Annotated in this window: 12 protein-coding genes; 7 read left to right on the top strand and 5 right to left on the bottom strand. The window is 54.4% G+C overall.

The annotated features are described in order from the left end of the window. Positions 1-253: 253 nt before the first annotated feature. Together ACZRKO_RS06505 and ACZRKO_RS06500 are read right to left on the bottom strand one after the other, a co-directional pair. Positions 254-2,197 (bottom strand): exoribonuclease II, encoded by a 1,944-nt coding sequence (locus ACZRKO_RS06505; RefSeq protein ID WP_463736401.1) that lies wholly within the window; start codon positions 2,195-2,197, stop codon positions 254-256. 144 nt (positions 2,198-2,341) lie between these two features. After that, on the bottom strand, positions 2,342-4,648 hold the full coding sequence (locus ACZRKO_RS06500) for an FdhF/YdeP family oxidoreductase (RefSeq protein ID WP_463736400.1): 2,307 nt from the start codon (positions 4,646-4,648) through the stop codon (positions 2,342-2,344). Positions 4,649-4,989: 341 nt separating this feature from the next. Here ACZRKO_RS06500 and ACZRKO_RS06495 point away from each other — a divergent pair, with 341 nt between their 5' ends. The 3 genes from ACZRKO_RS06495 to ACZRKO_RS06485 all read left to right on the top strand — a co-directional run bounded on the left by ACZRKO_RS06495 (position 4,990) and on the right by ACZRKO_RS06485 (position 8,202). Continuing rightward, positions 4,990-6,159, top strand: a complete 1,170-nt coding sequence (locus ACZRKO_RS06495; protein ID WP_463736399.1) for a serine hydrolase — start codon at positions 4,990-4,992, stop codon at positions 6,157-6,159. Between the two features lie 511 nt (positions 6,160-6,670). Beyond that, entirely contained in the window at positions 6,671-7,582 is a 912-nt protein-coding gene (locus ACZRKO_RS06490; RefSeq protein ID WP_463736398.1) for a LysR family transcriptional regulator, read from the top strand. Between the two features lie 134 nt (positions 7,583-7,716). Then, the gene (locus tag ACZRKO_RS06485) at positions 7,717-8,202 is read left to right on the top strand and encodes a YjjA family protein (RefSeq protein WP_463736397.1); all 486 of its coding nucleotides are present in this window, start codon (positions 7,717-7,719) and stop codon (positions 8,200-8,202) included. Between the two features lie 72 nt (positions 8,203-8,274). On the opposite strand, the gene bcsG is transcribed toward ACZRKO_RS06485, so the two are convergent. From bcsG to bcsE, 3 genes are read right to left on the bottom strand one after another with little or no spacing between them, the layout of a single operon-like run. Then, positions 8,275-9,933 carry a cellulose biosynthesis protein BcsG gene (bcsG, locus tag ACZRKO_RS06480; protein ID WP_463737493.1) on the bottom strand — a complete coding sequence of 553 codons (1,659 nt, stop codon included), beginning with the start codon at positions 9,931-9,933 and terminating at the stop codon, positions 8,275-8,277. Next, complete coding sequence (bcsF, locus tag ACZRKO_RS06475) at positions 9,933-10,136, bottom strand: cellulose biosynthesis protein BcsF (protein ID WP_463736396.1); 204 nt, start codon at positions 10,134-10,136, stop codon at positions 9,933-9,935. The genes bcsG and bcsF overlap by 1 nt, the downstream gene beginning before the upstream one ends. Further along, the gene (bcsE, locus tag ACZRKO_RS06470) at positions 10,133-11,788 is read right to left on the bottom strand and encodes a cellulose biosynthesis protein BcsE (protein ID WP_463736395.1); all 1,656 of its coding nucleotides are present in this window, start codon (positions 11,786-11,788) and stop codon (positions 10,133-10,135) included. Before bcsE ends, bcsF begins: the two co-directional genes overlap by 4 nt. Positions 11,789-12,041: 253 nt before the next feature. Here bcsE and bcsR point away from each other — a divergent pair, with 253 nt between their 5' ends. Genes bcsR through bcsB form a run of 4 tightly spaced genes read left to right on the top strand, consistent with a single transcriptional unit; the run spans position 12,042 to position 17,896 of the window. Continuing rightward, positions 12,042-12,245, top strand: a complete 204-nt coding sequence (gene bcsR, locus ACZRKO_RS06465; protein ID WP_463736394.1) for a cellulose biosynthesis protein BcsR — start codon at positions 12,042-12,044, stop codon at positions 12,243-12,245. A 4-nt stretch (positions 12,246-12,249) separates the two neighbouring features. Then, positions 12,250-12,966, top strand: a complete 717-nt coding sequence (bcsQ, locus tag ACZRKO_RS06460; protein WP_463736393.1) for a cellulose biosynthesis protein BcsQ — start codon at positions 12,250-12,252, stop codon at positions 12,964-12,966. Continuing rightward, on the top strand, positions 12,963-15,575 hold the full coding sequence (gene bcsA / locus ACZRKO_RS06455) for a UDP-forming cellulose synthase catalytic subunit (RefSeq protein WP_463736392.1): 2,613 nt from the start codon (positions 12,963-12,965) through the stop codon (positions 15,573-15,575). The genes bcsQ and bcsA overlap by 4 nt, the downstream gene beginning before the upstream one ends. Next, positions 15,575-17,896: a cellulose biosynthesis cyclic di-GMP-binding regulatory protein BcsB gene (gene bcsB, locus ACZRKO_RS06450; protein ID WP_463736391.1), complete on the top strand. Its 2,322-nt coding sequence runs from the start codon at positions 15,575-15,577 to the stop codon at positions 17,894-17,896. Before bcsA ends, bcsB begins: the two co-directional genes overlap by 1 nt. Positions 17,897-17,904 lie beyond the last annotated feature (8 nt).

Genomic DNA, 17,904 nt, shown 5'->3' with positions numbered 1-17,904 from the left:
TGAAGAAACCGCAACGCGGCGGCATTTTGCGGCTATAACAGCGGCACCTGAAACACGGCAATTGTGACCCGCGTAGCTGCTGTTTTTAAAAAGCTCGGAGTCCAGAGGGTCGAACGACTGCGACCCTCTGGTCGGTGTGGGCCGACGCCCACGACCTTGAATTTGAATTTAAAATTTGAAATTAAAAAAAACCGGTCAAGTTTCCCTGACCGGTTTTTTATCACGTGAGCAAACGCCCATCACGCCAGTGGAATTAAACCGCTGGTTTGGCTATCACATTACGGTTTTCCATCCGCACTTCGGCGATCTGCACGTCGATGATATCGCTCTGACGGTAGGCGACTTCGCCTTTGATCAGGACGGTACCGGTGTCGAAGCTGCAAACCAGTTCATCACGCACGGCGTGCAGGAACGGGGCAGGGATGAAAGCAACCGCGCCGATTTCCTGCAGGCGGACACGCAGGCCACCGCGGGTGACGTCGATAATTTCGGCGCTGAAGTTGATATCAGTCCCGACTTTATCTGCCAGATAACGGGCGTACAGCCAGTCTCCGACATCGCGCTCGGCCATGCGGTTAGCACGGCGGCGTTCTGCCAGCTGGACCGTCATTTCGTCTTCCGGTTTTACCGCAGCCTGCTGGGTTATCATCGCTTTGAGCAAGCGGTGGTTGACCATGTCGCCGTATTTACGGATTGGCGACGTCCAGGTAGCGTAAGCTTCCAGTCCAAGACCGAAATGCGGACCCGGCACGGTGCTTATCTCTGCGAAAGTCTGGAAACGGCGGATGCGGCTGTCGAGGAACTGCGTTGGCATCGCGTCCAGCTTACGGCGCAGTGCGCAGAAGCCAGGCAGGGTGAGCAACTCTTCGGCGTTAGCTTCCACGTCGTTAGCCCGCAAGACGGTGACGGCATTCTCAACCAGCAGCGGGTCGAAACCGGTATGCACGTTGTAGATACCAAAACCGAGGCTGTCGCGCAGGGCGATGGCGGCGCAGACGTTGGCGGCAATCATCGACTCTTCCACAATGCGGTTTGCGATGCGGCGATGCTCGGCGACGATCTCCAGCACGTTCCCTTTCTCGCCCAGTACGAAGCGAAAGTCAGGACGGTCTTTAAACACCAGCGCGTGCTCGGTGCGCCATGCGCTGCGCAGATCGCACAGGTGTTTCAGCAGACGGATCTGATCAGCGATGACGTCAGTTTGCGGCTGCCATACGCTTTTCTCTTCCTGTTCGATCCAGTCGGAGACATCGTCGTAGGCCAGCTTGGCTTTAGATTCGATGGTAGCAGCGAAGAAACGGATATCATTGCCCAGCGCACCGTCGGCGGACAGCGTTACGCTGCACGCCAGTACCGGACGCTGAACGTCTGGCCACAGTGAGCAAAGGTCATCGGAGAGTTCACGCGGCAGCATCGGGATGTTAAAGCCCGGTAGGTAGTTGGTGAAGGCACGTTTCTTCGCAATATTGTCGAGCTCGCTGCCTTGTGCAACATAAGCCGTCGGATCGGCAATCGCGATATTCAGTTGCAGGGTGCCGTCGCCGTTGTCTTTCACATACAGCGCGTCATCCATATCTTGGGTGCTGCCGCTGTCGATGGTGACAAATGGCAGGGCAATCAGATCTTCGCGGGTCAGGCCCTGATCGAGGATCGCCGCAATTTCAGATTTCGGGGCTTCGCGCTCAAGGTTATGGCGCGCCAGCGTGACCCACCACGGGGCGAGATCGTCTTCACCGGTGGTGATCCACTCGGTAATTTCAGCCTGGAAGCTGTGATCGCCTTCTTTAAGCGGGTGACGACGCATTTCAGCGACGCACCAGTCGCCATCGCTCACTTCGTGATTGATGTTGCGGGCAACGCGGCACTGAATCGAGTCACGTAATAAAGGGTGATCAGGGACGATGGAAAGACGGTCATCTTTTTTGGTCACACGGCCGACAAAGCGCGTCAGGAATGGCTCAACCAGCGTTTCCGGCTGAACCACTTCACGTTCTTTTTCGGTCTGCAAAGAGGCAATCACGCGGTCGCCATGCATGACTTTTTTCATGTACGGAGGCGGAATGAAGTAACTTTTTTGCCCGTCTACTTCAAGAAAGCCAAAGCCTTTCTCAGTTCCTTTAACGACGCCTTCAAGGCGCGGAGTCTGAGAGTGAAGTTGCTGTTTTAGCTGCGCGAGCAGCGGGTTATCTTGAAACATATCGTCCAGGGGGGGGTTAGAATGGCTCGATTAGCGGCAGACAGTTTTACGCGAAATGGCCCCTGCGGGCAAGCTGCATATCCCCTTTTCGCGTCATAGCCCTGACGCGAAAAGGGGATTATTCATGGTGCCAGTGTTTACCGATCAGGCGATACGTTGCAGGTCTACTTTCTGTTCGCAGCGGCGGATAGCCACCGGAATCGCTTTAGAGGTGGGGGTGTGGGTCTGGTCACCAAAACTGGACATCGGCACCAGCGGGTTGGTTTCCGGATAATAGGCCGCCAGGTTACCGCGCGGGATGTCGTAGCTGACCAGTTTAAAACCGGTGACTTTACGCTCCACGCCATCGGTCCAGAGGGTTTCAATCTCTACCAATTCGCCGTCATGCAACCCGAGCGCCGCCAGATCATCAGGATGGATAAACAGCACTTCGCGCTGACCATACACACCACGGTAACGGTCATCGAGGCCGTAAATGGTGGTGTTGTACTGGTCGTGCGAACGCAGGGTTTGTAGCGTAAACGGTGCATCCTGATTGCCCTGCGGGATCAACTGGTCGGGAAGCATGGCGGCACTGAAATTGGCTTTCGCCGTCGGCGTGTTGAAGTTCAGTTCGGCTGCTGCATTGCCCAGATAGAAACCGCCTTTAATATCACAACGCGCATTAAAGTCTTTAAAGCCCGGAATGGTGGCCTCGATGTGGTCACGGATCAGATTGTAGTCATCAGCAAGCTGCATCCAGTCGAGGAATTTATCCCCCAGTACGGCATTGGCAATACCGCAGACAATCGCGGTTTCTGAACGCTGCTCAGGGGATAACGGAATACCGACACCTTCGGACGCGTGCACCATGCTGAAGGAGTCCTCAACGGTGATGAACTGCGAACCGGTGGCCTGCATGTCGAGTTCGGTACGGCCCAGTGTCGGCAGAATTAAAGCTTCACGTCCCGGCGTTAAGTGACTGCGGTTGAGTTTGGTGCTGATTTGTACCGACAGATCCAGATTGCTCAGTGCCCGGTGGGTGCGAAGGGTATCCGGTGCCGCCGCCGCCAGATTACCGCCCAGACAGATCAGCACTTTGGCATCGCCCGTCAGCATGGCTTCCAGCGCTTCCACGGTGTTATGACCCGGATTGCGCGGCGGAGTGAAGTTGAAGTGGGTTTCCATGGCATCAAGCAGCGCTGTTGGCGCTTTCTCATCGATACCCATGGTGCGGTTACCCTGCACGTTACTGTGACCACGCACCGGACACAAACCGGCACCCGGTTTGCCAAGCTGACCAAACAGCAGTTGCAGGTTAGTGATTTCGCGCACCGTCGGCACGGAATGTTTGTGTTGGGTAATGCCCATCGCCCAGGTACAGATCACCCGTTCAGCCTGCACGTAAATCGACGCCGCTTCGCGAAGATCTGCTTCGGACAGACCCGACTGCTCAGTGATTTTTTCCCATGAAGTAGCATCCACTACGGCCAGATACGCTTCAACACCTGCGGTATTTTGCGCGATAAATTCTGTGTCAAAAATGGTGCTCAGACCGGATGCGATGCGGTCGCGATCGGCTTCGAGCAGGGCTTTCACCATACCGCGCACGGCGGCCATATCCCCGCCAAGGTTCGGCTGGTAATAGGCTGAGCTGATGCGGCCCGATTTGGTGGTGACGACTTCCAGCGGTTTTTGCGGATCGGCAAAACGTTCCAGACCACGTTCTCGCAGGGTATTGAAGCTGACGACTTTTGCCCCGCGATCGGCAGCGTGACGCAGGCTGTGCAACATGCGCGGATGGTTGGTGCCGGGGTTCTGACCGAAAACAAAGATGGCATTGGCTTTTTCGAAATCGTCCAGACGGATGGTGCCTTTCCCCACGCCGATACTCTGCTTGAGGCCAACGCCACTGGCTTCATGGCACATGTTCGAGCAGTCAGGGAAATTGTTTGTCCCGAACATGCGTCCGAAGACCTGATAGAGGTAGGACGCTTCATTACTGGCGCGGCCCGAAGTATAGAAGTCCGCTTCATCCGGGCTTTTCAGGCCTTTCAGATGGCGGGCAATCAGCGAGTAGGCGGCGTCCCAGCCGATCGGCTCGTAATGGTCAGTCGCCGGGTTATAGCGCATCGGATGGGTCAGGCGACCCTGATACTCAAGGAAGTAGTCGCTCTGTTCACGCAGTTTGCTGACGCTGTGCTGAGCAAAGAAATCGAGTTCAACCGCTTTGCGCGTGGCTTCCCAACTGACGGCCTTGGCGCCGTTTTCGCAGAAACTGAAGGTGCTGTGGTTATCATCGCCCCAGGCACAGCCCGGACAGTCAAAACCGCGACCTTTATTAACACGCATCAGGTTGCGTAGGTTAGAGAGGACTTTTTTACTGTCGAAGACGTAACGGGTGGTCGCTTCCAGTGAACCCCAGCCACCGGCAGCCGCCGTGTAGGGTTTGATCTCAGTTTTGAATTTCATATTTTTGCTTCGCAGGTGTCTGACATTTTATTGGAATGCAATCGGCCCGATGAATTGTTAAGTCGATTGTTAATTTTATGTCACAAGTTTAGGTGGTAAACGGGGAGGGGTCTAATCGAATGGCGCTATCGTGAGATAGAGCGTGCTTATCGCGCAAAACGCGAACAAATTGTAACAAGACCGTTTCACTATGAAATGCCTCGCAAAATAAAGGGGGTTTTGTTCAGCGCTTTATTGGTGCACCATGCGGCAATTATTTTCGGCTGCTATTGCCTTTGGCCTGTTTTTGCTGGTTTTTTAGCCAATCCTCAGGCCGTTTTGGCATTTTAAAGGAACAATTCGTGAAACGTAGTGTATTGACTGTTTTAACCGGCGTACTGATGTTGTCAGCAGGTACAGCGCAGGCTGTGGCCCCTCTGGATTTCCCTGTCGTTCCACCGAGTATTGATGCAGCGTCATTCGTATTGATGGATTACGCCAGCGGCGATGTGCTGGCGGCAGGTAATCCGGATGACCGCCGTAACCCGGCCAGCCTGACCAAACTGATGACCGGTTATGTCATCGACCGCGCGCTGGACAAACATAAAATCACCATGGATGATGTGGTTACCGTGCCGCAGGAAGCCTGGGTCGCGGGCAATAAAAGCCTCGAAGGTTCCTCGCTGATGTTTCTTAAGCCAGGTGACCGCGTGTCGGTACGTGATTTGATCCGTGGAATTATCATTACTTCCGGTAACGACGCTTGCGTGGCGATGGCCAATTACGTGGCGGGCAGTCAGGACGCGTTCGTTGGCATGATGAACCAGTACGTCACTACGATGGGCCTGACCAACACCCATTTCGAAACCGTTCACGGTCTGGATGCGCCGGGGCAATACACCACCTCTTACGATCTGGCGAAATTGTCGCGTGCCATCATCGGCGGTGAACCTGAGGAATATCATATGTATAGTGAAAAATCGCTGACGTATGACAACATCACTCAGCAGAACCGCAACGGCTTACTGTGGGACAAAAACTTGCAGGTTGACGGTCTGAAAACCGGCCATACCGAGAGCGCGGGTTACAATATTATTGCTTCTGCCACTGAAGGTAACCGCCGTTTGATCGCGGTGGTGATGGGCGGTAAAAGCTCGAAAGGGCGCGAAGATCAGGCGCGTAAATTGCTGACCTGGGGTTTCCGTGAATACACCAGCAAGCAGATTTTCAAAGCCGGACAGACCGTTTCCGATGAGAAAGTGTGGTTTGGCGAACGTCCGCAGGTCAAAGTGGGCTCACTGGATGACGTGTTCATTAGCGTACCGCAGTCCGATGCCGACAAGCTGAAAGCGCAATATGTACTCACCAATCCGCAAATTGACGCACCGCTGAAGAAAGGCCAGGAACTGGGCGCCATCAATATCGTTGATAATGGCAAAATCATTAAAACCATCCCGCTGGTGGCACTGGAAGATGTGGCGCAGGGTGGGCTCATCAGCCGCGCGATTGATTACGTGAAGTTGAAGATCTAAGAGGGGGCTCTTAGAGATCTCTTTTTAAATTCAAGGTCAAGGTCGTGGGCGTCGGCCCACACCGACCAAAGGCCCGCAGTCGCTCGGGCCTTTGGAATCCGAGCTTTTTTAAAAACAGCAGCTGCGCAGGTCACAATGGCCGTGTTTCAGTCACCTTTGCTATAGCCGCAAAATGTCGCCGCTTAGGCGGTGCCTTCGCTGCGGGTTCGAGCCTCTGGTCTCGAACCACTTGCTCAGCGCCATTTTTGAATGCGGCCTAGGCTTTCTTAAAATCAAAATCAGACTGGTTGTTTGTCTTTAATTTTGTTTTTTATCTTTTGATCTACATAGCTGCTAAGGCGCAGTCAAAAATGGCACCGGATGAGAGATTCGAGACCTTAAGCTCGAATCCCGAAATACGGGGACGGCGGAGCCCACTGTTTTGAATTTAAAGATTTAAAAGCGAGTTCGGCCCGCAACCCGATATAATCAATACTATTATTCCCATTCAAGGCGCAGCCTCATTCTCCCCATGGATATAAAACAACTGATCTACCTCTGTAACCTCGAGCGTGAACGGCATTTTGGCCGGGCGGCGGAGGCGAGTTTTGTCAGCCAGCCGACGTTATCAATGCGGCTGAAAAATCTCGAGAAAGAGTTAGATCTCAGCCTGATTAACCGCGGTAATAACTTCGAAGGTTTTACGGCGGAAGGGTTACGGGTGCTGAGCTGGGCGCGGGAAATTGTAGCGGTGTATGAAGGGCTGAAACTGGAAGTCGAATCCCTTAAGCAGGGGCTGAGCGGGACGCTGCGCATTGGTGTGATGCCGCAGTGCAGCATTTCACTGGCGCGTCTGATAAAAGCCGTCAGCGATGAACACCCTGGTCTGGACTACCGCGTCGCGGAAGTCAGCGCCGATCAGCTGATTGAAGCGTTGAGCAGCCACGCCGTTGATATTGGCATTGGTTTCTTTGAATTCTCAACCCTGAATGAATTACGTTTTCAGGTTGTCCCAATCGATGACGGCGGTGTAGATGTGGTTTATCACCCTGACCATTTCCCGCATCTTGTTAAGACCCAATGCCTCAGTGCCGAAGATGCCGCCAAACTGCCACTTTGTTTGTCAGAACCCAGCCGCTATTTTCGTCGTTATCTGGATAACCATTTCCGTCAGGCTGGGCTGGCGCTGCACCCGACACTCGAAAGCACTTCGATTTTCCAACTGATGCAGGGTGTATTTGTGGGGTTGGGCTGTGCGCTGGTTCCCCGTGGGCATCTGATTGATGAGATGCACCCCGCGCTGAAGCGCTGTGCGCTGGATATTCCTCCAATGAGCCGTCACGCGGCAATGGTGGTGGCTGAGACCGGTCGTGCGACGCCGCTGGCCCAGCACTTCTTTAATGCTGCCGCGTTGTGGATTGCCCAACAACCGCCCGTTTCGTAAAAATAGTGCTATTGAAGAAAAAATAATGAGGTTACCGAAACATTCAGCGACCTTTTCCTATTGATGAATTCGCTGACAGGGGCCAAGCTTTATGGGTCTTTGTGTCGGGTAAAGTGAAATTAATGGAGCTATACATGAAAGCATTAAAAACAGCAGTACTGGCTATCGCGGCAAGCGGTTTTTTATTAGCAGGCGGTGCACAGGCCAGTAACCTGTTGAGTTCATTGCAGGATGCTGCGAATCAGGGTCTGAACAATGGCAGTGGCAGCAATAACTCCACCGCCGCCCTGACTTCTCTGCTCAATGGCGGAGACAGCGCGCTGACCTCAAAAAGTGCCACCAATGTGGCCGGTGTGCTGCAGTACTGCGTTAAAAATAACGTGTTGTCTCAGGCGAGCACCGAAGGTGTGAAAGATAAACTCCTGAGTAAGCTTGGGATCCAGAGCGCCTCCGGGGCGCAAAGCCAGGATTATCAAAATGGACTGGGTGGTTTACTGCAAACCGGTAAAGACCAGACAGTAGATTTGAATAATCTGGGTAGCGGTCTGTCGCAGGTGAAAGAGAAAGTGAAGCAGAAGGCGTGTGATGTGGTGCTGAAGCAGGCGAAATCCTTTATCTGATGTCACATTCTGTCTGATTGCCCAAAGGCCCCTGATATTCCTCAGAGGCCTTTTTTGTTTTTGTTGTGATGACTATTGCGGGTACGGCACCCACGAACCGCCGTTTAGCCGGATATAAATTTTCCCCTGATACTCCATCACTACGGAATTCTCATTTTCAGACACCAGCGGCGTCTGCGGGAGGCCACCACTGAGCGTTTTCCAGTCCACGGTCGGGGCGGTAAAGAGTTTGCCGTCAACTGATCGGGCCACCAGTTCTGAAATCGCCATGTAGCTGCTTGGCTGATCGATTTTCAGCGGCGCGGCGGGGTGAGGTGCCTGCATACCGAAGAATTTCACGCCAACCGGAATATGGGTAATGCCGGGGCTTGGGATATCGCGCAGACCGGAGATCTGCATCTTGTCACCGACCAGCGCCGCGCCATGTTCCGGCACCACAACCAGCATCACTTTACGGCCTGATTTATCCAGCTGATCCATAAAGGTATTGAGCTGATTAAGCAGGGTCTGCGCACGCGAACGGTAATCCGCACCTTTGTTGCTGCCGACGTAACGGTTGCCGTCATGCAGCGGGATAAGGTTGAAGAAGGTCGCAGTGCGCGCGGTACCGGCTTTTTGCTGATTCGCCAGCCAGCGGCTGAACAACTCGCCGTCGTTGAATATTGGAGAACCGTCAAACGAGGTCAGCTCATGGCCGAGACCGGCCTGCGACATAATCGGCGACTGCATATCGGCATCGTCACGCAGATTGCCAATGTAATTGCCGAATTCGCCGGTATGGTCCATGGTCAGCTGCGGGCTGAAACCGAGTTTCGCCAGATCGTCGAACAGATAACATTGCTGTCCCGTGGCCTGATACAGGTCGTGATGGGAAGACTGACCGCAGCTGGCGCGAAGCAAACGGATAGAAGCCGGGCCGCTGTAAGCCGTGGCAGAGTTAAAGTTGCTGAACACCATGTCAAAACGCGACCACAAAGGCGAGTTGGATAAATTCACCGCATCGAGATCGGCCCAGGCCAGTGAACAGATGTTGATCACCAGCAGATCAAACGGCTGGGCATCGGCAGGTAAGGCTGCCGGGAACTGCGTCTGGCGGGCATGTTCGCGCTGGTAGAACTGCTGCAAATAGGCGTTGAGATTCTCATTGGTTGGCGGTCCGCTGACCGTATTTGGCAAAGGATCAGCCGATTTGGTTCCGGCCGCCGGTTGACTGGCTGGCGTCTGGGTATTGGCAACGGCCGCCACTGGCGCAGGGGACAGGCCCGGCAGCACCAGCAGGCTCAGATTAAGCCACAGCAATACGGCGACGGTCAGCGTGGTAATGCGGATCCACTGTGAAACAAACAGGTAGCCGACCAGCAGAACGAACGCCGCACCGACCCATTGCCAGTTAATAAAGCGGTCAGCCAGTTCAAGCAGATAATCCATACTAAAGCCGGTGACGTCTGCTCCCTGACTGACTATCGAACGCCAGCCCGGCAGCCAGGTGTCATGGTAGAACAGCGCCAGCCCAAACGGCAGGGCCAGCCATTGACGCCAGCGATGCAAACGCAGCGACGGCAGCGGAAACAGCAGGCACGCGGCAAAAACCAGATTGCTCAGCGCATCAAAATTAAGATACCCCTGCCACAGCAGAATAAATTTGAGCAGAAAATAGTAGTTCCAGGCGCCCAAACCACGCCAGGATTGCCAGATCCGCAATGGCGGTGAACCGGATTTAAGGTCATTCATCATGATGGTGTGTTCGATTTCCCGTTCGAAGAGAGAGGGGCTTTCAGATTTTTAGCCGTAACCGGAGTGAGATAGCGCGGAGAGAGATAACGTGCTGCAAAATCTCTTTTCCACCCGGGTAACCGGCGGCGCAGCATCATGCCAAAAGGGATGAAGATCACGGCGGCTAAAATAAAGATCTCAATAATGTCATTGATGTTCATAAAGACTGTTCCTGCCCGTCGCGAAGGGGCTCGTCAAGATGGAGGGTAGTTTCTGCCACAGAACGGGTAACAGGGGTATCACTGAGCGTAAGAATCAGCGGCTCGGGCAAATGCACCGCAGTGCGCTGTTGCGCCAGGGTGACCGGCGCACTGACTTGCTGCGGGCGTAAAACCTGCTCAGGCAATATTTTTTTAGCGGCCAGACGGCGCACTTCTGACTGAATGTCGCGTTCCTGATGCCATAGCGTGCGGCTGGCAAACACTTCATCAACCGGCAGGCTGAACAGGGAAGCCAGCACGTTATCGACATCACTCACCTGGCAGTTGGACAAGAAGAGATAGAGATTACGTTCGGTCAGGGTTATCACATCGCCGTCACGGCGCAGATGACACAGCGAAATCGCCTGTTGTGGCGAAATGCCGGAAACCGGTCTCAGGGCGATCAGTAATCCGCGTGCTTCTGTCGCCAGCGTAGTGTGGCTCCATATGGACTGCATCACTTCGCAGAAGGTCGGCAGCGGCAGGAAGCCTTTATGATGTGTCGGCAGTCGCCCCTCAAGCAGTTGCTCGATGTTCTCAGAAACATGGCGGGTAAAACTCAGTTGCTGGATGTCATCGAGTAGGGTGAGAAAGCTGGAAAGCCGCGCCGCATGAGGCACCACCAGATTCGCACCACAGGCCTGAAGCAACCGTTGGTCGATATAACGCAGTGAGGCGTGCATCTCACGCACGGCAATTTTCAGCCCGTTACCTCGCTGAATGCGCAGGGAGTGAATTTGCCGCGCCAGAGGTTCCACTTCGTCATTACTGCGCAGGGAGAAAATCAGGGTGGCCGATCGTGCATGCATTCCGCGCTCGGTAAGAAGGGTGTTATCGTCAAACAGCTGCCAGTTTTCCGATAAGGCAGGCGCGCCTTCCAACACATCGCGCTGGGCAAGATATAGCCACTGGTCGTCGTTTAAGGTATTGGCGCTGTGCAGCCCGGAAGATTGGGGCTGTATTCCCCAGCCGTGCTCGCATTTTTGTAATGAATAAGAGTTATTAGCCTCGACACCAAAATTATTATGCCACCAGGAGATGATAAATTGGGCAGGGACTATATCGGTCTGAAAGCTGGAAAGTCCATATATGAGGCGATGGTGCGAATTAAGCCGCCCCTTGAGGGCACTGCTGACATGTCCATGACAGATAATAAGCAGTGTACAGTTTTTATGCTGTGCCAGTGCCGACATTGCTTTCAGCCATGTGCTGAATTCTTTTTCGCCAAGGTTTTGCCAGACCGTCGCGGGGAATAATAAAACAATCAATTGATTGTGGGTATTGCCCACGCGGTTTAAATCATCCGGTAAAGACCGAAAAGCACGGTTGCCACTGGTGAGCTGGTAATAGGAGAGTGACGGCGTTTTCGCTAACAGTCTGGTAATAAGGATATTATCCTGAGCGAGATGTTCAGGGGTTTCGCCAGTGATAGGATTTTCTTTAGGAAAAATAAACGTGGTGACAATTTCTTCCGACTGCGCCGCCAGTATTTGCCCACCCAGCCCGTACGCCGCGTCCTGACTGTCTGCATTGACCCAGTACAGTCCTGATGCCTGCATTTCAGCCGATTCATTCCAAGATTGCTTCATGCCGAAAGAAAAGGAAAGTGCCATTGTTTGGTTTGCCTGAATTAAGTCTGTCTGGTAAGTCTGCCTGAAGAAGGTCTCAGGTCATTTTGATTGAAAGTCTGCTTGGGACACAATTCAAAATGTGAGTATAATAAATTCTAACATCGCCAGATTAAATAACCAGTCAGCGCGGTAAATAATAAAAGTAGCCAAGAAAGAACTGAGTGATTTTCAGCTATATTGAGAGAGCAGGAATGTTTTCTGTCAAATGGCCGGCGCGTAATTGGGGCGAGATGATATGCAACAAAATAGAATAGTCGGGACTGATGCTGACAAAGATAAAAATGATGATTTCTTAGTGTTGAGTCACCTTTTTTCGTTACCGGAATTACATTATATCGACATTGCCAGCCAACAAAAAATCCCACACGTCTTGCAACGTTGGCCTTTACTGGCTGAATTAGCGCAAATCCATACTCCTGTTTCCGCCACTGAGGTCTGATCTTATGTCAGTCATTGCCCTGCAAGGGATCCGCGGCGGAACCGGCACCACGTCAATCACTGCGGCGCTGGCCTGGGCCTTGTCCCAACTGGGTGAAAAAGTGCTGACTATAGACTTCTCCGCCGCCAATCTCCTGCGCCTGCATTTTGCCATGCCTTACGATTCTCCCCGCGGCTGGGCCACCGCTGAACGCACCGGACAGGGCTGGCAGCAGGGCGCGATGCGTTATAATTCCCGTCTCGATTTTTTGCCTTTTGGTCAGTTACCATTAGAAGAGCAGGGATTAGTTAACTGCGACTGGCAACATAACCTGACTCAACTTCGTAATACCGCCGTTTACGATTGGATCCTGCTGGATGTTCCGGCGGAAGATCCGCTGCGCGCCGCGCAGGCTATTTCGATGGCAGACCACACCCTGATGCTGCTCCAGGCGGATTCACAGTCCCATGTTCGTCTGCATCAGCAGTCATTGCCCGCCAACAGCCACTATCTGGTCAATCAGTTTGCGCCCGGCAGCCAATTACAGCAGGACATTTTGCTGTTGTGGCAACAGAGCCTGCCGCGGTTGCTGCCTTTTATTCTTCATCGTGATGAAGCGATGGCCGAATCACTGGCCGGTAAGCAGCCCGTCGGCGAGTTACACCCGCAGAGTAAGAGCAGTCAGGATGTCACTACGCTGGCGAACTGGTGCCTGATCAATCTGCGGAGTACGCAAAAATGAGTCGCCTGTTGCGCGCCTTTCTGGTGCCTCCGGTCGTCACGGCGCTGCAAAACCGTTATCGCCTTTACCGCCAGAACGGCGCGTCGTTGATTGCCGCTTTCTTTATGATGTGCTGCGTGGCGCTAGGCTGGCTGCTGCTGCGTTTTGAATCGCCGGTGTGGCAGCGCGTGCGTGCTGAGCGCTACCGCTGGTATCCGCATCTGTCAGCAGTTCATCCGCGTCCTCTTGATCCGTTACGGTATCTGCTGCAAACCCTGTGGCTGTTGTTGATCATTCCTGCGGGTGGAATACGCGAACGTATCGTCATCAGCGACTGGCCGCAGCGGCTGCGTAAGCAAGTGCATCATTGGCTGGATTCGATTCCTGCCCGTTTATCGCAAAGTCCGCTGGAGGAAAAGGTCAGAGGACAGATGCGCGGAATGAGCGGCATTGCCCGACGCCTACTGATGCTGATTGGCGGATTGGTCGCCGCCGTGCTGGCGATGTTCTGTATTTCTCAACCTTTTGGCTATCTGGCGCAGTTTGTTTTTGTGGTGCTGCTGTGGAGCATCGCCATGCTGGTACGCCGTATTCCGGGGCGTTTCCCCGCACTGATGTTGATCGTACTGTCGCTCACCATCTCCTGCCGTTACCTCTGGTGGCGCTATACCTCGACGCTCAACTGGGATGACCCGGTCAGCCTGATTTGCGGGTTGTTACTGCTGGCGGCCGAAACCTACTCCTGGACCGTGCTGGTGCTGGGCTATTTTCAGACCATCTGGCCACTCAACCGCAAACCAGTACCGATGCCGGAAGACATGTCCCGCTGGCCCGCCGTTGATCTGCTGATCCCGACGTATAACGAAGATCTGAGCGTAGTGAAGCCTTCACTGTATGCCGCGCTGGGACTGGACTGGCCGAAAGAGAAACTGACGATCTGGCTGCTTGATGACGGTAACCGGCCTGAATTTGCCGATTTCGCCAGAGAAATTGGCGTGAAATATATTGCGCGTCCGACTCACGAACATGCCAAAGCGGGCAACATTAACAACGCGCTGAAGCAGTGTGAGGGCGAGCTGGTGGCGATTTTTGACTGCGACCACGTACCGACCCGTTCCTTCCTGCAATTAACCGTGGGCTGGTTCTTCAAGGATAAAAAACTGGGGATGTTGCAGACGCCACACCACTTTTTCTCCGCCGACCCTTTTGAACGCAACCTTGGCCGTATGCGCCGTACGCCTAATGAAGGCGAACTGTTTTACGGGCTGGTGCAGGACGGTAATGATTTGTGGGACGCCAGTTTCTTCTGCGGCTCCTGTGCCGTACTGCGGCGCAGCGTGCTGGATGAAATCGGCGGCATCGCGGTAGAAACCGTGACCGAAGATGCCCATACGTCGTTGCGCATGCATCGCCACGGACATACTTCCGCCTATATTCGTATTCCGCAAGCGGCGGGGCTGGCGACAGAAAGCCTGTCGGCGCACGTGAATCAGCGTATCCGCTGGGCGCGCGGCATGGTGCAAATTTTCCGTCTCGATAATCCGCTGTTTGGCAAAGGGCTGAAACTGGCTCAACGGCTCTGTTACGCCAACGCCATGCTGCATTTCCTGGCCGGTATTCCGCGTCTGATTTTCCTTACCGCGCCGCTGGCCTTTTTGCTGCTCCACGCCTATATCATCTATGCGCCCGCACTCGCCATTGCGCTCTATGTATTGCCGCACATGATCCACGCTAGCCTCGCCAACTCAAGGGTGCAGGGGAAATACCGGCACTCGTTCTGGAGTGAAATTTACGAGACCGTGCTGGCGTGGTACATCGCGCGGCCAACCACAGTGGCGCTGTTTAATCCTCATGCCGGGACCTTTAACGTCACGGCGAAGGGCGGAAAAAACGACCACGACTACGTTGACTGGAAAATCACCCGTCCTTATCAGATTCTGATGCTGCTCAATTTAGCCGGTTTTGTGGTCGGTATCTGGCGCCTGTTTTATGGACATGCCGATGAGTTTTACACCGTGCTGATAAGCCTGGCATGGGTGATTTACAACATGATTATTCTCGGCGGCGCCATTGCCGTGGCCTTTGAATCTAAGCAAGTCCGTCAGGCGCACCGCGTAGAAGTCTCGCTGCCTGCTGCGCTCGCACGGGCAGAAGGGCATGTTTATGTCTGTACCTTGCAGGACTTCTCCGACAGCGGCGCCGGGATAGAGACCGAAAGTGCGGCGCTGTTCCAGCCCGGCGAGAGCGTGACGCTGCTGCTGCGTCGCGGGCAACAAGAATACGCGTTCCCGTGCAGCGTGAGCCGCGTTTTCGGGCATCACGTTGGCGTACAGCTTCAGCATATGACCACACAGCAGCAGATCGATTTTATCCAATGTACCTTTGCCCGCGCCGACAGCTGGGTGGTACGTGAAGACAGTTTCCCGGAAGACAAACCGCTGGAGAGTTTGCGCGAAGTGCTGGGGCTGGGTATACGGGGGTATTTGCGCATGCTCGACATTGCTCCGCACCGTTACCGGCCTTTTGTCGCCCGCACTAACACGCTTGGCAGTTGGGTGATGTCATTTATTCCACGTAATCCGCCGCTGTCCGTTCAGCCTGATGAATCAACCTTGATGATGACGAAATAATGAAAATACTTCCCTGGATCACTTTGATGGCCGCGGCATTGGGTACCACAGCACCGGTTTTCAGTGCTGAAGCACCGGCCACTCCGGCTCCCATCAGTAATGCCGTGATGCAACCCGCGCTGCCGGGCGTTGCGCCTGCCGTGGCTCCGATGATCATCCCCGGCGCACCGGTACGAGATGTGACGCTGGCGTTTCAGGATATCGCGCCTGCGCCGGGGTCGATGACGCTGCGCGGCTTCCAGCCAAACGGGCAGATTGAATTTGGTGTACGTGGAGACGAAGTAGTGACGCAGGCGATGCTGAACCTTGAGTTCACGCCGTCGCCGTCGCTTATCCCCGTGCAGTCTCATCTCAAGGTTTATCTCAATGACCAACTGATGGGTGTGGAAGTTATCGACAAAGATCAGCTCGGTAAACTGAACCATCTGCAGATGGCCATCGATCCGCGCTATGTCACCGATTTCAACCGCATCCGTCTGGAGTTTATCGGCCATTATCAGAATATCTGTGAGAACCCGGCCAACAGCACGCTGTGGCTGGAAATAGGCAAGGGCAGTTCGCTGTCTCTGCGCTATCAGAAATTGCCGTTGGGCAATGAGCTCTCCCATTTCCCTGTGCCGTTCTTTGATGCGCGGGATACGCGTCCGCTGTCGCTGCCGATGGTGTTTGCTGCCTCGCCGGACGCCAGCCAGCAACAAGCCGCCGCCATTCTGGCCTCCTGGTTTGGGGCCAAAGCGCAGTGGCGCGGCCAGAATTTCCCGACACTCTACAACCAGCTGCCTGACAGCCACGCGGTGGTGTTCGCCACCAATGATAAACGCCCTGATTTCCTCAAAGATATGCCGCCGGTGAAAGGGCCGACCGTACAAATGGTCAGCCGCCCGGATAATCCGTACGTCAAAATGCTGCTGATCCTCGGGCGCGATGACAAAGATTTACTGACCGCCGTCAAAGGCATTGCGCAGGGTAATATGCTGTTCCGCGGGCAGACGGTCAACATCGATCACGTCGAGCAGTTACAGCCACGCCAGCCTTATGATGCGCCAAACTGGGTGCGCACCGATCGTCCGATGCACTTCGGTGAGCTGAAACAGTATGCCGAGCAATTGCAGGCCGACGGCATTCAGCCGAACCCGATCACGCTGAATATGAACCTGCCGCCGGATCTGTTCCTCATCAACAGTACCGGCATCGACATGCGGCTGAAATACCGTTACACGTCGCCGCAGCTGAAAAACACTTCGCGTCTGAGCATCAGCCTGAACAATCAGTTTGTGCAGGATTTCACCCTGATACCGGGCCACGACCAGGATTCCCAACTGCTGCATCTCTCCCTGTTGCAGGGGTTGCTGGATGACCATAAAGATCTGATGATCCCGGCGCTGAAACTCGGCGCGGTTAACCAGATGCGTTTTGATTTTGACTACACCTCGTTGCTGGCGAGCGGTACCGAAGGGCGCTGCGAAACCTACACAACCGTGCCAAATCACGTGGTCATTGACGACAGTTCGACCATTGATTTCTCCGGCTACCGTCACTTTATGGCGATGCCGGATCTGCGTGCTTTCGCCAACGCCGGTTTCCCGTTCAGTCGTCTGGCTGATTTGTCACAAACGCTGGTGCTGGTGAAGCCTCAGCCGCAAACGGTTCAGCTCACCACGCTGCTCGATATGCTGGGCAATATTGGTGCGCTAACCGGGTATCCGGCGGTAGGTATGTCCTTAACTGATGACTGGTCGCAGGCCAAAACCACCGATGCAGACCTGCTGATGATTGGCGCACTGCCTGCCGATCTGCGTGACAGCAGTATGAAAGATGATAAAAAAGCCAGCCTGTTAATTGACGCGACGCGCAGTGCGGTTAACACGCCGTCGCGCCAGGTGGCGCTGCCAGAAAGCACCGCGCCAGCCAGTGATGCCGTCGCGGATACCGATGCGCAGATCACCGCGCAGGGGCCGATTTCCGCCATTGTCGGGCTGCAATCGCCTTACCACGATCAGCGCAGTATTGTCGCGCTGCTGGCTAACAGCCCGCAGGGTTTTGAGATGCTCAATAAAACCTTGCAGGACAACAAACAGAAAGCCCTGGTGTTCGGTTCGGTGGCGATCTTCCGCGATTCTGGTGTGAACAGCCTGAAAGTGGGCGATGTCTATTACGTCGGCCATTTACCGTGGTGGGAACGCGTGTGGAACGCACTGGCGACCCATCCGGTGCTGCTGGCCTTCATGGCCGTGGTTGCCGTAGTGCTGTTTGCCATCCTGCTGTGGAGCGGGTTACGCGCACTGAGCCGCCGTCGTTTATCTTCTGACGATCAGGACTGAACACGTGG

This window comes from Ewingella sp. C233, from assembly GCF_055407225.1.
This window is presented reverse-complemented; position numbering and strand designations above follow the sequence as displayed.

What these genes read in the sequence shown, in the direction of transcription:
- bcsG (WP_463737493.1), bottom strand. Translation starts at nt 9,933, where the DNA reads ATGAATGACCTTAAATCCGGTTCACCGCCATTGCGGATCTGGCAATCC.
- ACZRKO_RS06485 (WP_463736397.1), top strand. Translation starts at nt 7,717, where the DNA reads ATGAAAGCATTAAAAACAGCAGTACTGGCTATCGCGGCAAGCGGTTTT.
- bcsR (WP_463736394.1), top strand. Translation starts at nt 12,042, where the DNA reads ATGCAACAAAATAGAATAGTCGGGACTGATGCTGACAAAGATAAAAAT.
- ACZRKO_RS06490 (WP_463736398.1), top strand. Translation starts at nt 6,671, where the DNA reads ATGGATATAAAACAACTGATCTACCTCTGTAACCTCGAGCGTGAACGG.
- bcsA (WP_463736392.1), top strand. Translation starts at nt 12,963, where the DNA reads ATGAGTCGCCTGTTGCGCGCCTTTCTGGTGCCTCCGGTCGTCACGGCG.
- ACZRKO_RS06505 (WP_463736401.1), bottom strand. Translation starts at nt 2,197, where the DNA reads ATGTTTCAAGATAACCCGCTGCTCGCGCAGCTAAAACAGCAACTTCAC.
- bcsB (WP_463736391.1), top strand. Translation starts at nt 15,575, where the DNA reads ATGAAAATACTTCCCTGGATCACTTTGATGGCCGCGGCATTGGGTACC.
- bcsE (WP_463736395.1), bottom strand. Translation starts at nt 11,788, where the DNA reads ATGGCACTTTCCTTTTCTTTCGGCATGAAGCAATCTTGGAATGAATCG.
- bcsQ (WP_463736393.1), top strand. Translation starts at nt 12,250, where the DNA reads ATGTCAGTCATTGCCCTGCAAGGGATCCGCGGCGGAACCGGCACCACG.
- ACZRKO_RS06500 (WP_463736400.1), bottom strand. Translation starts at nt 4,648, where the DNA reads ATGAAATTCAAAACTGAGATCAAACCCTACACGGCGGCTGCCGGTGGC.
- bcsF (WP_463736396.1), bottom strand. Translation starts at nt 10,136, where the DNA reads ATGAACATCAATGACATTATTGAGATCTTTATTTTAGCCGCCGTGATC.